The sequence below is a fragment of the Halorubellus litoreus genome (genome assembly GCF_055378595.1).
This window is the reverse complement of the sequence record NZ_AP043836.1, coordinates 1556830-1571358: the sequence shown is the minus strand read 5'-3', so window position 1 is coordinate 1571358 and position 14529 is coordinate 1556830. Positions and strand designations below refer to the sequence as shown.

Sequence of the window (14529 nt, the reverse complement as noted above, 5' to 3'; positions counted from 1 at the left end):
GCAATCCGGGCAGTTACCGGTTGAGCGTGTGGATGGCGTGCCCGAGCGCGTTCTCGGCGGCCTCCATCACGGCCTCGGCGAGCGTCGGGTGCGTGTGCACGGTCGACGCGACGTCCTCGAGGGTCGCGCCCATCTCGATGGCGAGCGAGAGTTCGGCGACGAGTTCGCTCGCTTCCGGGCCGACGATCTGCGCGCCGAGGATGAACCCGCTGGGTTCGTCGGCGACGATGCGGACGAACCCGTCCGTCTCGCCGGTGGTGAGCGCGCGCCCGCTCGCCTGGAACGGGAACTTCCCGACCGCTGGCTCGAAGCCCTGTTCTTCGGCCTCGGCCTCGGTGAGCCCGACGGTCCCGATCTCGGGTTCGGTGAACACCGCGGCGGGCATCGCCTGGTAGTCCACGGCCGACGGCTCGCCCGCGACGACCTCCGCGGCGACCTGCCCTTCCTTCGAGCCCTTGTGCGCGAGCATCGGTTCGCCGGCGACGTCGCCGACCGCCATGATGTGCTCGACGTCCGTGCGGCAGCGGTCGTCCGTCTCCAGGAACCCCTGCTCGTTCGGTTCCAGGCCCGCCGCTTCGAGGTTCAGGGTGTCAGTGACCGGCGAGCGGCCGACGGCGACGAGGACCTTGTCCGCCTCGAGTTCCAGCGCTTCGGCCTCGTCCTCGGCCTCCGCGGCCTGGCCGCCGTCCGCAGCGGCGGGGCTCGCGGTGACGACGATGCCGTCGTCGGTCTCCTCCCAGTCGCTCGCGGAGTACCCGAAGTGGAACTCCACGCCGAGGTCCTTCGCGTGCTTCTTCACGACCCGGCTGACGTCGGCCTCGTACGGCGGGAGGACGTCGTCGAGCATCTCGACCACGGTGACGTCCGTGCCGAGCTTCGCGTACACCGACGCGAGCTCCATGCCGATGTAGCCCGCGCCGACGACGACGAGTTCGTCCGGCACCGACTCCAGGCTGAGCGCGTGCTCGCTCGAGAGGACGTGCTCGCCGTCGAACTCGAACCCCGGAATCTGGATGGGGCGCGAACCCGTCGCGACGATGCAGTGCTCGAAGTCCAGGCTCTCGGAGCCCTGGCCTTCGCCGCCGTGAACGATACGCACGGAGTTCTCGCCGGAGAACTCCGCGGTCCCCTCGATGAGGTTCACGCCGTTCGCCTTACAGAGCTTCTCGACGCCCCCGGTGAGGTTGTCGACGACGTCGTCCTTCCAGGACATCATCTGGGTCATGTCGACCGCCGGGTTCGCGTGGATACCCATCTCCTCGGCGTTCGCCGCGTCGTGCTTCAAACTCGTCGCGGTGATGAGCGCCTTCGAGGGGATGCACCCGCGGTTCAGGCACGCGCCACCGTACGCGTCCTTCTCGACGAGCGTGACGTCGAGCCCGAGCTGTCCCGCGCGGATCGCCGCGACGTACCCGCCGGGGCCCGCGCCGATTACGAGGAGGTCCGTGCCAGTTGTGACGTCTCCAACGACCATATCGATACCACCGCCAGCAGGCATAAGAAACCCCAAGTATTGCCAGCGCCGTGGTTCGCCGTTCCACGACGCGCACTCCGCCGACGAAGTCGGTGCCGCGAGAGAAGCGTTTTGTTCGTCGCGGTTCGACGTGTACGCATGCGTCGACGAACCGTCGTCGCCAGCGCCTTCGGCGGGGTCGGACTCGCGAGCTGTAGCTCGTTTGCCGAGCGCGAACCGCCGGTCGGACTCGGTCGCATCCGGTTGGTGAACGCGACCGACGACGTGATCGAGGTCGTCGTGACCGTCGAGCGCGAGGGACGACGCGTCCACGAGGACGCGTTCGAGCTCGAATACCGCGGCGTGCGCGAGGTCGTCGACGAGACCATGGGTCACCGAGTGCCCTACGCCGTCACCGTCTCCGTCCCGGGAGACTCACGCGCCGGAACGACGTCGTGGGAGCGTCTCGACTCGCTCGTCTCGAACTGGGGGGACATGACCTGCTACGAGCTCTCGTTCACGGTCGACACCGACGAGATAACCACCGCGTTCAACGCCGACGGCGTCGAGTGTCCGAGCTGAACGCTCGTGGACGCTCAGTCGTCGCCGGGGCGCGTGAGCGTCGAGTGCGGCGGCGGCAGGAGGAGTTCGCTGTCGGGGTGCTCGTCGCGCCACGCGCCCCACGTCGACATCTCGAACGCGCGAACGCGGAGCCGTTCCTCGCGCTGCGGGCCGCAGATCGCTTGTCCGAGTAGCTGCGACCAGTAGGATTCGGTGGCGCGGTCGTACATGACGAGGTTCGCGGTCGGACTCACGCCCTCCGCGCGGTCGCTCTTCACGCGCTCGTCCGCCTCGCTCGCCGCCGCCCAGATCCGCGGGGGCTGCCAGAGCGTCCCCGTCACGTCGAACACGGTCGGTTCCCCGGCGACGGTTCGGTCGGCGACGAACCCGCTCCGACACAGCGGACAGAACGACACCAGGAGCGGTCCGCCGAAGTCGTCGTTCACGATCTCGTTCACGGCGAGAATCGACAGCGGGTACGCTCGTGCCCGACCATCTGGGAGCGCGACGCCGACGACGGCCGAACCGTCCGTGACCGGCCGGTACGGCGGGCCGACGTCGTCGGGCCACTCCGTTCCGAACGCCGGCCGCTCGATGGCGACGATGTCGCTGTCGCCGATGGGGCGCTCGCAGACGTCCGCGGGGCGGCCCGTCGCAGCCAGCGAATAATCGACGACGCCGTCGGTCGCGTCACCGTCATCTGGTCCATCCGCGCCGGCCGCCGCGTCCGCCAGGTCGCCCGAGCGCGTGAGCGCGCCGCGACACCCGGCGGTCGCGACGACGCCCGTCCCGAGCGCGGCGAGCAACTGGCGGCGGCGAGTCATACCCGGAGAAACGACGTGTGGCGAGTTAACGTGCCCGCGGCTGTGCGAGTTCCGAGCACGGGCAGCGCAGGTGCTCCCCGTTCGGAACGTCCACGAAAACTGCCGCCGCGTCGCCCGGTCGCGCAGACCGTCGAAGGTGGGTCCGCGAGCCGCCCGAGACTACTCCAGCAGGAGCAGTTCGGGGTTCTCGAGGTACTTCTTGACCTCGTTCGTGAACCGTGCGCCGTCCGCGCCGTCGATGATGCGGTGGTCGAACGACAGCGAGAGCGTGAGGACGTGCCGGATCTCGATGGAGTCCTCGCCGTTCTCGTCGGTCATCACGCGCGGCTTCTTCTTGATCTCGCCGAGCGCGAGGATGGCGCTCTCGGGGTGGTTGATGATCGGCGTGGCGTACTCGCCGCCGATGCCGCCGATGTTCGTGATGGTGAACGTCCCACCGCGCATCTCGTCGATGCTGATGGTGCGGTCGCGCGCCTTCTGGACCTTCTCGTTCATCTCCGAGGAGAGCTGGAGGAGGCCCTTCCGGTCGGCCGCATCGATGACGGGCACCATGAGGCCGGCCTCGGTCGCGGTGGCGACCCCGATGTTGTAGTAGTGCTTCGTGACGAGTTCCTCGTTCTCCTCGTCGAGCGAGACGTTCATCTGCGGGTACTCCTTGAGCGCCGCGACGACCGCCTTCATCACGAACGGCATGTACGTCAGGCGGATGCCGCGCTCCTCGGCCTCGCCCTTGAGGCGCTTGCGGGTCTCCACGAGCTCGGTGACGTCGACCTCGTCGTGGTGGGTGACGTGGGGCGCGGTGTACTTCGAGTTCGCCATCGCGTCCCCGATGGTCTTCCGGACGCCCTTGTACGGCTCGCGCGTCTCGCGCTGGCCGTCGGCGCCCATCGACTCGCCCGCCGCCATCGCGCCGGCGTCGGCCTCCTGAGCCTGCTGCATCGCTTCCGCGTACTCCGTGACCGCTTCGGGCGTGACGAACGCCTCGCCGTCGCGGGTCTCGTCGGTCGGGACGTCGTCGATGTCGACGCCCTTCTCGTCGGCGAGCTTCCGCGTCGCCGGCGCCGCGAGCGTCTTCTCGCGACCCGCCGCCTCGACGCCCTGCGGGGACGGTGCGCTCTGCGTCGTCTGCGCCGACTGCGCGCTCGCCGTGCTGCCGCCCGCGGCCGCCCCGCCGGCGTCGCCGCTCTCGGCGGTCGCGGGCTCCGCGGACTCCTCCGCGGCCGCATCGTCCGCCTCGCCAGCGTCGGCGTGCGCCTGGACGTCCGCGTCCGTCACGCGACCGCTCGGGCCCGTGCCGTCGACCTGCGAGATGTCGACGCCGAGTTCCCGGGCGAGCTTCCGCGCGCTCGGCGGCGCGAACACGCGCCCCTCGGGCGTCTCGACCTCCTCGGTCTCGCCAGCGTCCGCGCTGGCCGCAGCGTCGTCGCCGGCGTCCGCGGCAGCCGATTCGGCGTCGGCGTCCGCGGCGGCGTCCGCGCTCGAACTCGTGTCGTCGAGGTCGTCCTGGCCTTCGACGTTGTACACCATGATGACGTTCCCGACCGGCACCATCTCGCCCTCCTCGGCGAGCAGTTCCTTCACGGTGCCGTTGTACGGCGACGGAACGTCGACGAGCGCCTTGTCCGTCTCGACCTTCGCGACCGCCTGGTCCTCCTCGACGGTGTCGCCGGGCTCGACGAGCCACTCAACCAGTTCCCCCTCGGCGACCCCTTCGCCGACGTCGGGGAGCTTGAATTCCTGGGGCATCTTAGAAACTCACCGCGTCGCGGATGCCCTTCTTGATGCGCGCCGGCTCCGGGAGGTAGTAATCCTCGAGCGCGTACAGCGGGAACGGCGTGTCGAACCCGGTGATGCGCTCCACGGGCGCCTCCTGGTACATCAAGGCCTCCTCCTGGATGATGCTCGCGATTTCGCCACCGAGACCACCGGATTTCGGGGCCTCGTGGACGACCGCCGCACGACCCGTCTTCTTGAAGGACTCCACGATGGTGTCCTTGTCCAGCGGCGACATCGAACGCAGGTCGACGACCTCCGCGTCGATACCGTTCTCCTCCGCGAGCTCTTCGGCGGCCTCCATCGTCGGGCGCGTCATGGCGCCCCACGTGAACACCGAGATGTCGCTCCCTTCGCGACGCACCGCCGCCTCGCCGAGGGGAACCTCGTAGGAGTCGTCCGGGACCTCCTCGCGGAACGCCCGGTAGATGAGCTTCGGTTCGAGGAACACGACCGGGTCCGGGTCGCGGATCGCCGCGATGAGCATCCCCTTCGCGTCGTAGGGCGTGCTCGGGATCTGGACCTTGAGGCCGGGCTGGTGCGCGAACATCGCCTCCGTCGACTCGGAGTGATGCTCGGGCGCGCGGATACCGCCACCGTAGGGCGCGCGGATGACCATCTGCGCGGTGAACCGGCCGCGACTCCGCGTGCGGAGGCGCGCGGCGTGACTCACGATCTGGTCGAACGCCGGATAGATGAAGCCCAGGAACTGGATCTCCGGCACGGGCTTCAGGCCGTACGCGGCCATCCCGATGGCGGTGCCGACGATGCCGGCCTCGGCGAGCGGCGTGTCGATGACGCGGTCCTCGCCGAACTCCTCGTAGAGCCCGTCGGTCGCGCGGAACACGCCGCCGTTCTTCCCGACGTCCTCGCCCATCACGAGCACGTCCTCGTCGTCGCGCATCTCGCTCTGCAGGCCGTCGCGGACGGCCTGTACGAGCGTCAGGTTCTCCGTCTCACCGTCGATGTCTTGTGCTTGCTGACTCATGTTAGTCCTCCAGTAGGGCGTCGTCGCCGAACTCCTCGCGCACCTCGTTGAACCAGTCCAGTTGCGTCTGGAGGCGCTGGGGCATGTCGGCGTACACGTGGTTGAACATCTCTACGGGGTCCGGGCGCTCCACTTCCTCCGCCGCCGAGATCGCTTCGGCGACGTCGTCCTCGATGCGCTGCGTGATCTCGTCGTCGAGTTCGTCGTCGAGGATACCTCGTTCGCGGAGGAACGTCTCCATCCGCGGGATGGGGTCCTTCTGCTTCCAGCGCTCGACCTCGTCGTCGTCCCGGTAGACCGAGGGGTCGTCGGCGGTCGTGTGCGCGCCGAACCGGTACTGGACCGCTTCGATGAGCGTCGGCCGGAGCTCGTCCTCGTCGGGGTCCTTGGCCTTCTCGACGGCCTCCTTCGTGACCTTGTACACGGCGAGCGGGTCCATGCCGTCGACCTGCACGCCCTCGAAGCCGTACGCGTTGGCCTTCTGGGCGATGGTCTCGCTCGCGGTCTGCTTCTCGCGGGGCACCGAGATCGCCCACTGGTTGTTGTTACAGAAGAACACCGCGGGGGCGTCGAACACGCCCGCGAAGTTCAGGCCCTCGTGGAAGTCGCCCTCGCTCGTCGCGCCGTCGCCGAAGTAACAGAGGAACGCCTTCTCCTCGCCCTTGAGGCGCGACGCCCACGCCGCGCCGGTGGCGTGCGGTATCTGGGTCGCGATGGGGACCGCGACCGTGAACAGGTTCACGTCCTCGGGAATCGCGTTCCCCTGTTCGTGACCCATCCAGTACAGGAGCGTGCGTTTCAGGCCGAACCCGCGGACGAGTGCGGCACCGTGCTCGCGGTAACTCGGGAACATCCAGTCGTCGGTGTCGAGTGCATGTGCGCTCGCGACCTGCGCGGCCTCCTGGCCGGACAGGGGCGGGTACGTCCCCATGCGGCCCTGGCGTTGCAGGGACACGGCACGCTGGTCGAAGTGCCGTGCGAGCTTCATCTGCTCGTAGATCTCGAGGAACTCGTCGTCGGAGAGGTCCGGCACCTCCGCGTCGTCGAGCACTCGACCGTCGTCGTCGAGTACCTGTACGCGGTCTCGGGGGTTTCGTTCTAGCGTGCTCACGGGAAGACGCACCTTCGCATGACCGATACGTCTCTTGCTCGCGTTATATGATTTTCGTAAAAACGTTACTATCAAGCGTATTCTTGCCACACCTTCGCATTGAACGTCCGGGAATCCCCGCGAGAACTGTAACCTTTCAGTTTTCCACCGGTGTATCGAACGCTTCGAACGTTCCTCACGGTTTTTCCACCGACATTCTGGACGAACGGGCGAGAGTAGTGAACGGGTACGGGGCCCCGCAACGACCGACACGGGCGAATCGAGACACGTGACCACACCGCACACCCCGGTCGCGGCGTCGCGGGAACACGTCACCGAACCGAACGACCCCACGAACGGCCGGGCGATCAGTGTTCGACGGCGCCAGAACGGTTAATCGTCCACGCTCCGTACCCGGACTACGTTGCTCGCAGTCCTGTACGGAGCGTTGCTCGTGCCCGTCGTCGTCGGGCTCGGCTGGCTTGCGGTTCGACTCCACCGCGACCACCACGACCAGCCTGGCGCAACCGCACTCGCGGTCGCACTCCTCGGCTGCGGCGGGTACGCCGCGATGGACGCCGCCGAGGCCGCCGCCACGACGACCGCGTGGAAGTACGTCTTCCTCGTCGCTCAGACCGTCCCCTACGAGTTCATCGGCCCGGCGATACTCGTGTTCGCCCTGGAGTACACGGGCGCGAACCGGTACGTCTCCCGACGACTCGTCGCGGTCCTCGCGGTCGTCCCGACGATAACGGTGCTCGCCCTCCTCGCGTGGCCACTCGCGGACGTCGGCCTCTACCTCAGCGACCCGGTCGCGGAACCGTACGCGGCCGGGATGCTGACGCTCTCGTACGACCCGGGGCCGTGGTTCTTCGTCGACGGCCTCTACAGCGTCGCGCTCGCCGCCATCGGCGCCACCCAGTTCCTCCTCCTCTGGGTCCGGTCGACCGGCATGTACCGCCGACAGGGCCTGTTGCTGTTCGCCGGGTTACTCGTCCCGCTCCTCGCCGGGTTCGTGAACATCGTCGCGTTCCCGGACGCACCGATGGATCTGGCACCGCCCGCGTTCGCCGTGACGTGGCTCGCCATCGGGTACGCGCTCTTCAGGTCGGAGCTCCTCGCGGTCGTCCCGGTCGACTGGCACTCGCTCATCGACCAGCTCGCCGAGGCCGTGTTCGTCGTCGACCCACAGGGCCGCATCGTGCAGGCGAACGCGGCCGCCGCAACCCTCCTCGCAGCCCCGGAGCGCGTCCACAGCACGGCCAGTGACGGGGCCGGCATCACGGGCGTGGCGGCGGACGGCGGGGCGCTCGTCGGTGCGTCCGCCACCAGCGCGGTCGCCCGCGCGTTCCACGTCGACGAAGCCGAGATAGACGACGGTGACGTCCTCGCGCTCGACGACTCCCCCAAGGGAACCGACGGTGGCGTCGAACGCTCTCGCCGCGACGTCGACGACGCTGCGACGGACGAACGCGACGCGACGCACGACGACGAGGCGACCGTATCCGTCGAGTCCACGAGCGTCGACGAACGACGGTTCGAGGCGCGCGTTCGCACCGTCGATGACGCTCGCGGTCGACAACGCGGCCGGCTGTTCCTCCTCTACGAGGTCACCGAACGCGTCGCGCTCGAACGACGCACGCGCAACCAGTACGACCAGCTCTCCGTCCTCAACCGCCTGCTCCGGCACGACATCCGGAACGACGTCGCCGTCGCCATCGGGTGGGGCGAACGCCTCGAAGCCGACCTGGAACGGGACGTGACGGACGCCGACGGCCAAGCCGACGCCGGCGGGGACGGCTCGACGCCCGCCGCGCACAGTCAGGACGGACTGACGCCCGCCGAGCGCGTCGACCACGCGGACGCGGTCCTGACCGCGAACCGCCACATCGAGGAGTTGACGCTCGTCGCGCGGGACATCGCGGAGAGCGTCGCGAACGACGCCGACCTCGAGCTCGCGAGCGTCGACGTCGGGACCGTCCTCCGAGACGCGTTCGAGACCGCCGTCGCGTCGTACGAGACCGCCACGTTCGACCCGCCGGCGTCGTACCCGTCGGTCGTCGTCGAGGCGAACGAGACGCTCGGGTCGGTGTTCACGAACCTCCTGAACAACGCCGTCCAGCACAACGACGGCGACGAACCGACCGTCGACGTCACCGCGAGCGTGGACGAGACCACGGTCACCGTCCGCGTCGCGGACGACGGCCCCGGCATCCCCGACGACCGCAAACGGTCGGTGTTCGGTCGCGGCGACAAGGGCCCCGAGAGCACGGGCTCCGGACTCGGCCTCTACCTCGTCGACCGACTCGTCGACGAGTTCGACGGGAGCGTCCGCGTGGAGGACGCCGCCCTCGGCGGCGCCGCGTTCGTCGTCGAACTTCCGCTCGCGGACGGAGCCGACGACTGACGGCGACCACGCTCCCGGAGAGAACGCCAATCCGTTCGCTCAGTCCGATGCGACCCGACGCGCCTGCTCGCGGGCTTCCTCGACGCTCTTGCCGTCGCGCAGCACGGCGTCGACGAACAGCTCCCCGGCCTTGTACGACGACCGCACCATCGGGCCGGAGGCGCAGTAGAGGAAGTCCATCTCGTCCTCGGCGACCGCACGCCACGTGTCGAACTCGTCGGGCGTCACGTACCGCTCGACGTCCAGGTGCGTCCTGCTGGGCTGGAGGTACTGGCCGAGCGTGACGACGTCCAGGTCGATCTCGCGGAGGTCGCTCAGGGTCTGATAGATCTCGTGGTGGTACTCGCCGACGCCGAGCATCAGGCTCGTCTTCGTGTACACGTCGCTCTCCTGGCTCACCTGTTCGAGCACGGAGAGGGACTGCTCGTAGCCCGCGCGACGGTCGCGCACGGGGTGTTGGAGGCGTTCCACCGTTTCGACGTTGTGCGCGAACACGTCCGGGCCGGCGTCGATGATCTTCCGGACGAGTTCGGGGTCCCCCTGGAAGTCCGGCGTGAGGACCTCGACGAGGATACCGGGGTGGCGGCGCTTGATCTCGCGGACGGTCTCCGCGAAGTGCTCGGCGCCCTGGTCTGGGAGGTCGTCGCGGTCGACCGACGTGAGGACGACGTAGTCCAGCCCGATCTCGGCGATGGCGTCCGCGACGTTCGCGGGCTCGTCGGGGTCGAGCGGCTCCATCCCGCCGGTCTCGACGTCGCAGAAGTTGCAGGTGCGCGAGCACCGGTGGCCCATCAGCATGAACGTCGCCGTGCCGCCGTCGCCGGACCCGTTCCGGCCGCTCCAGCACTCCCCGAGGTTCGGGCAGTTCGCCTCCTCGCAGACCGTGTTCAGGTCGTGCTCTCGGAGGGTTTCCTTGATGTCCGTGAACTCACGGCCCGACGGCGGCCGCATCTTCAGCCAGTCGGGCTTCCGCGAGCGACTCATGACGGAAACTGCGGGATGGGATGGGTTAAAGCGTGGGGTTCCTCGCGTCCGCGTTCGCCGCGAGCCAGTCCGCGGGCGCGTTCGCGAACGCGGTGACGGCGTCGCGGACGTCGTCGCCGTGCCCGAAGACGAGGTGGCCGCCGGTGTCGTACGCGCGGAGCGCGGCGTTCGGGGCGCGCTCGGCGAACGCTTCGGCGTCCGCGAAGTCGGCGAGCGGGTCGTCTCGGGCGTGGACGACGAGCGTCGGGACGGTGAGGTTCGCGGGGTCGTACCGGTCGGGGTACTCGGCGACGTGGGGGTTCGTGAACTCGGTGTCGAGAGCGATGCCCTCGCGGCGCGGGGCGACGGGGAACAGCGTGTCGAGGAGGGCGTCGACGCGGTCGCGGTCCGCGTCGGTGGCGAGCGCCCAGTCGTCGCCCGAGACGCCGAACGTGCGGCGCAGGAGTCCGGGTGCGCGCGAGCGCACCAGCCAGAAGACGGGGTCGCGGAGGAGCGGCGCGGGTGGACCCGTGGGGCCGTCGCGGTCGCGGTCCCGGTCGTCGTCGGGCGCGAAGGCGGACGCGGGCGGCGTCCCGGCGGCGAGGAGGACGAGGCCGCGCGTTCGCTCGGGGTGGTCGAGCGCGAACCGGATGGCGGCGGGTGCGCCCGCCGAGGTGCCGACGACGACGGCGTCGTCGACGTCGAGGTCGTCGAGGAGTTCGGCGAACGCGCGCGCCTGCGTCGCCGGCGACGGGTACGTCGGGATCTCGGAGCCGAGGTACCCGAAGCGCGACGGCGCGACGATGCGGGCGTCGTCGACGAGACTGCGCCCGATCTGCATCGCCTGGTCGCAGCCGCCGACGATGCCGTGCGAGACGAGGACCGGTACTCCGCTGCCGCGGTCGCGGTACTCGACGTCGCCGACGGGCGTGTCCGCGACGCGGTGCTCGGTCGGGGCGACGCGAGCGTACGCGGCGTCGCGCTCGCTCCGGTAGGTGGCGTAGCCGCGACTGAGCAGGGCGAGCGTGGTCGCGCCAGCGGCGACACCGACCGCCATCAAGCCGGCCGTCCGGGTCTGTTCGCTCGGCAGCACGTCGATGGTGTCGTCGTCGCCGCCGTCGTCGTCGCCGACGTCGGCGGGCGTCTCGTCGGAACGGAAGCGGCCGGCGACGCGGTCGAGGATGGACCGCGGGAGCGCGAGACGCTCGGAGCTGGCGTCGTCGGAGCCGGCGCCGTCGGGGGTGAAGCGGTCGGGTGTGGGGCGGTCGGCGGACATCGTCGTTCGCGTATGTGTTGGACGCGAGAGCGTGTAGGTCGTTCGCGTGATTCCCGCCGCACGGGAACAGCGACGGCCAGTTCGTTCACAGTTCGAACTTGCCATGTCAAGTCGAATAGGGTCGTGATAAATCCAATCGCGATTTCCGATAGAGTTTAGTGGGTGGTGTGCACCATATTGCCAAAGGCAATGCTAGACGTCTCCACGGAGGAGATCACCGACGGGTCCATCCTCCGCTCCCTCCTCCTCCTCGCCACCCCATTGGTCCTCCAGAACGTCGTTCAATTCGCCCAACTGATCGTCGACGCGCTCTTCCTCGGTCGCGTCGGCGAGACAGCCGTCGCCGCCGTCGGGTTCGTCTACCCGCTCACGAGCGTGATGCTCGCGGTCATCATCATGCCGTTCGTCGGGACGCAGGTCGTCGTCAGTCAACGCGTCGGCGGCGAGGACAGGTCCGGCGCCCGTCGCGTCGCCGTCAACGGCGTCGCGCTCGCGCTCGTCGTCGCCCTCCCCGTGCTCGCCGGCGTCCTCCTCGTCGGCCCGTCGCTCGTCGACGCCGCCGTCGCGTTCCTGAACCCGACCGACGGCATCGCCGACCCCGCGAGCATCTACCTCGTCACGTACGCGCTCGCCGTCCCGTTCATCGCGGTGTCGGACACGCTCGAAGGCGCGTTCGTCGGGTGGGGTGACTCGCGCGCGGCGCTGTACGTGAACGTCGTCGCGGTCGCCGTGAACCTCGCACTCGACCCCATCCTCATCTTCGGATGGGACGCCATCGGGCTGCCCGCGTACGGCGTGCAGGGCGCGGCGCTCGCGACCGCTATCGGGTACGCCGCCGGGATGGCGCTCGTCCTCGGGTTCTCGCTCGGCCTCCGGGACACGTTCACGCTCTCCCGGAGCGACCTCGCGTTCGACGCCGACGCGTGGCGCGAGCTCGTCGACGTCGGGTACCCGAACTCGCTCCAGCGCGTGTCGAAGGACGGCGTGAAGGTCGCGATGGTCGCGCTCGTCTTCTACGCCGGCGGTGGCGCGGCGATGGCGGCGTACACCATCGGCGTCCGCGTCTCAGCCATCGCGTGGATTCCAGCGAGCGGCCTCCAGCAGGCCGCCCAGAGCGTCGTCGGCCAGAACCTCGGTGCGGGGAATCCCTCGCGCGCGAAGGAAACGACGTGGGTCGGCGTCGCCATCGCCGCGGTCGGCCTCGGCGGCATCGGTATCGTCCAGTGGTTCGTCCCGGAGGCGCTCGCGAAACTGTTCATCCCCGGCGTCTCCGGGGACGCACTCCGGTACACGGTCGCGTACCTCCAGATCCTCGCGGTCGGCTACTGGGCGATCGGCGCGAGCTACCTCCTCCAGGGCGGGTTCAACGCCGCGCGACGCACGAGGACGAGTCTCGTCGCGAGCCTCGCCCAGAACTGGGGCGTCCGCCTCCCCATCGCGGTCGTCGGCATCGTGCTCCTCGGCGGCGGCGCCATCGCGGCGTTCTGGGCGGTGACGCTCTCGAACGTCGCCGTCGCACTCGGCCTCGCCGCCTACTACCGGTACCAGACGAGTCACGGCATGCTCGACCGCGCCGCCGAGACCGCGGAAGCGAGTGGCGCCTGACGGCTCGCACCGAGGACGGCATCGAATCAGTCCCACACCAATCAACAGCGACAGGCCAAATCGGTGAACCGCCCCGGGGTCAAGCCCCGAGGCACTCGCCTTGTTCATCTGTAGATACAGAGGATGTATCCCTCACTGTGAGGCTTGAATCCGGAACTCTGCAGCGAGATACGGCTCAGTAAACGTCCAGAAACTGGCGTCAGACACCCGTCTCATACTGTTCTGCCCGTGTATCTGGTCTATCCTGTAGCCTATGCTGCCCCAGATCGGGAGATGGACAACAAGATTCGGTCCAGCCGGCGGAAAAAAGTAGTTCAAGTACAAGTTACGAGTTGAGAACGTCATGGTAGCCAGGCTGGACCGAGTGGTGCGGCTGTACGGTCGATACGGACCGACACGGTTACCGCTCGGGGACCGACAGGACGTCGGGGCCGGCTACAGTATGGCCGCCGGTGTCCTCGCCGGTGGCATCGTGTTTGCTCCGGTGAGTACGCTGCTTTCGGGGACGGTGGGTTCAGCAAGGGTGATTCTGTCTGCGACCCCGGTGTACATCGCCACGGGATTCGTGGTCGGGGCGCTCACGTGGCGCTCCCTGCCGTCGAGTGTCCCATACTACAGTGCCGTCGCAGCGTTGGTCACGGTCGCCGGGAACTACCTTGCCGGAACTGCCGTGTGGTTGCTACTGGCTCCGGTGTACGGCTACGAGTTTGTGAACCCATACGGGGGAGTTGACCCGCCGACCTCGCTCACCGAGTTCCTCGGAGCGTTCTTTGAGGTGTACCCCGATACCATCTTGGTAGTGGTCGTGTGGACGATCTGGATAGCCGTCCCACTCAGCCTCGTTTTCAGCTACGTCTACGAGCGCAGTCGTAGCGGAGAATAGCCGATACGTTCGCACACCTACTGAACGGCTGGTTCAGCAGTTCGTCAACGGAGCGAACACCGGTAGAATCGGTCTATGACGACCTTTCTCACACCAGTGTGGGGCGGGTGACGGAGTAACGTTTCTGTGGTGGGGCTACTGGAGCGTCGAGTGGTTGGACGGCCGATACGACTATACTCGTCGCTGTCCGGTTGTTAATGAATGCGAGATAGGGTGTGTCCGATCGAGGAGTGTGCGGCGACAGTGCGTTTCGACGCGGTGGTGGTGGAGGTGACGCCGCGGTATCGCCTGCACGACCTCGGGGAGGTCGACGAGTTCGCGACGTGCCCGGAGTGCGATGCGGAGGTCGCGGGGTACTATCCCGAGGAGGAGGACGACGACGGCGACGTGGAGCTCATCCTCGACATCGACGACGAGGACGACAGCGGGGACGACGATGCTGACGCGACCGCGGACGAGCGCGGAGCGGCCGGTGGCGGGTTCGATGCGGCGACCGACGCCTTCGACGACCCGGACGACGTGCTCGACGAGGCCGCGGGTGACGGGGACAGCGACGAGGCGTCCGACGGGGACGATGGGGACGCGGGCGACGACGACCTCGTGTTCGGATAGCCCGGGGAGCGAGCGTCGTCGTCGCGTCGGTGGCGGCGGCGCGCTCGCCCGGGAGTGGTCGGTGCGCGACTCTGGACGGAAACGCCTTTGCCGC

The 14529-nt window shown here is 68.6% G+C and carries 12 protein-coding genes; 5 read left to right on the top strand and 7 right to left on the bottom strand.

Annotation, left to right across the window (positions count from 1 at the left end; all coding sequences use genetic code 11):
- Positions 1-13 precede the first annotated feature (13 nt).
- Positions 14-1474 (bottom strand): dihydrolipoyl dehydrogenase, encoded by a 1461-nt coding sequence (gene lpdA / locus ACZ48X_RS12060; RefSeq protein WP_336349486.1) that lies wholly within the window; start codon positions 1472-1474, stop codon positions 14-16.
- A gap of 138 nt (positions 1475-1612) precedes the next feature.
- On the opposite strand from lpdA, the gene ACZ48X_RS12055 reads away from it, so the two are divergent.
- Positions 1613-2035 carry a hypothetical protein gene (locus tag ACZ48X_RS12055; RefSeq protein ID WP_336349487.1) on the top strand — a complete coding sequence of 141 codons (423 nt, stop codon included), beginning with the start codon at positions 1613-1615 and terminating at the stop codon, positions 2033-2035.
- A 14-nt stretch (positions 2036-2049) separates the two neighbouring features.
- Here ACZ48X_RS12055 and ACZ48X_RS12050 read toward each other — a convergent pair whose 3' ends face one another.
- From ACZ48X_RS12050 to pdhA, 4 genes are all read right to left on the bottom strand, one after another.
- On the bottom strand, positions 2050-2838 hold the full coding sequence (locus ACZ48X_RS12050) for a DUF3179 domain-containing (seleno)protein (protein WP_336349488.1): 789 nt from the start codon (positions 2836-2838) through the stop codon (positions 2050-2052).
- A 159-nt stretch (positions 2839-2997) separates the two neighbouring features.
- A complete protein-coding gene (locus ACZ48X_RS12045) occupies positions 2998-4584 on the bottom strand; it encodes a 2-oxo acid dehydrogenase subunit E2 (RefSeq protein WP_336349489.1) in 1587 nt (528 codons plus the stop codon).
- A 1-nt stretch (position 4585) separates the two neighbouring features.
- Entirely contained in the window at positions 4586-5599 is a 1014-nt protein-coding gene (locus ACZ48X_RS12040) for an alpha-ketoacid dehydrogenase subunit beta (RefSeq protein ID WP_336349490.1), read from the bottom strand.
- A gap of 1 nt (position 5600) precedes the next feature.
- Positions 5601-6710 carry a pyruvate dehydrogenase (acetyl-transferring) E1 component subunit alpha gene (gene pdhA, locus ACZ48X_RS12035; RefSeq protein WP_336349491.1) on the bottom strand — a complete coding sequence of 370 codons (1110 nt, stop codon included), beginning with the start codon at positions 6708-6710 and terminating at the stop codon, positions 5601-5603.
- 403 nt (positions 6711-7113) lie between these two features.
- On the opposite strand from pdhA, the gene ACZ48X_RS12030 reads away from it, so the two are divergent.
- Entirely contained in the window at positions 7114-9096 is a 1983-nt protein-coding gene (locus ACZ48X_RS12030; RefSeq protein ID WP_336349492.1) for a sensor histidine kinase, read from the top strand.
- A 39-nt stretch (positions 9097-9135) separates the two neighbouring features.
- Here the strand turns inward: ACZ48X_RS12030 and lipA are convergent, their stop codons facing one another.
- Both lipA and ACZ48X_RS12020 read right to left on the bottom strand, forming a co-directional pair.
- Positions 9136-10080: a lipoyl synthase gene (gene lipA, locus ACZ48X_RS12025; RefSeq protein ID WP_336349493.1), complete on the bottom strand. Its 945-nt coding sequence runs from the start codon at positions 10078-10080 to the stop codon at positions 9136-9138.
- Between the two features lie 25 nt (positions 10081-10105).
- Positions 10106-11335, bottom strand: coding sequence for an alpha/beta fold hydrolase (locus ACZ48X_RS12020; protein ID WP_336349494.1), 1230 nt, complete (start codon positions 11333-11335; stop codon positions 10106-10108).
- A 189-nt stretch (positions 11336-11524) separates the two neighbouring features.
- On the opposite strand from ACZ48X_RS12020, the gene ACZ48X_RS12015 reads away from it, so the two are divergent.
- From ACZ48X_RS12015 to ACZ48X_RS12005, 3 genes are all read left to right on the top strand, one after another.
- Complete coding sequence (locus tag ACZ48X_RS12015) at positions 11525-12940, top strand: MATE family efflux transporter (RefSeq protein ID WP_336349495.1); 1416 nt, start codon at positions 11525-11527, stop codon at positions 12938-12940.
- Between the two features lie 343 nt (positions 12941-13283).
- Positions 13284-13823, top strand: coding sequence for a hypothetical protein (locus tag ACZ48X_RS12010; RefSeq protein ID WP_336349496.1), 540 nt, complete (start codon positions 13284-13286; stop codon positions 13821-13823).
- A gap of 201 nt (positions 13824-14024) precedes the next feature.
- The gene (locus ACZ48X_RS12005) at positions 14025-14435 is read left to right on the top strand and encodes a hypothetical protein (protein WP_464379851.1); all 411 of its coding nucleotides are present in this window, start codon (positions 14025-14027) and stop codon (positions 14433-14435) included.
- The last annotated feature ends 94 nt before the right edge of the window (positions 14436-14529 follow it).

Bases quoted from the DNA above. Each gene is read 5' to 3' on its own strand.
- ACZ48X_RS12010 (WP_336349496.1), top strand. From the start codon at position 13,284: ATGGTAGCCAGGCTGGACCGAGTGGTGCGGCTGTACGGTCGATACGGA.
- ACZ48X_RS12050 (WP_336349488.1), bottom strand. From the start codon at position 2,838: ATGACTCGCCGCCGCCAGTTGCTCGCCGCGCTCGGGACGGGCGTCGTC.
- ACZ48X_RS12055 (WP_336349487.1), top strand. From the start codon at position 1,613: ATGCGTCGACGAACCGTCGTCGCCAGCGCCTTCGGCGGGGTCGGACTC.
- lpdA (WP_336349486.1), bottom strand. From the start codon at position 1,474: ATGGTCGTTGGAGACGTCACAACTGGCACGGACCTCCTCGTAATCGGC.
- ACZ48X_RS12020 (WP_336349494.1), bottom strand. From the start codon at position 11,335: ATGTCCGCCGACCGCCCCACACCCGACCGCTTCACCCCCGACGGCGCC.
- ACZ48X_RS12040 (WP_336349490.1), bottom strand. From the start codon at position 5,599: ATGAGTCAGCAAGCACAAGACATCGACGGTGAGACGGAGAACCTGACG.
- ACZ48X_RS12015 (WP_336349495.1), top strand. From the start codon at position 11,525: ATGCTAGACGTCTCCACGGAGGAGATCACCGACGGGTCCATCCTCCGC.
- ACZ48X_RS12005 (WP_464379851.1), top strand. From the start codon at position 14,025: ATGCGAGATAGGGTGTGTCCGATCGAGGAGTGTGCGGCGACAGTGCGT.
- ACZ48X_RS12045 (WP_336349489.1), bottom strand. From the start codon at position 4,584: ATGCCCCAGGAATTCAAGCTCCCCGACGTCGGCGAAGGGGTCGCCGAG.
- lipA (WP_336349493.1), bottom strand. From the start codon at position 10,080: ATGAGTCGCTCGCGGAAGCCCGACTGGCTGAAGATGCGGCCGCCGTCG.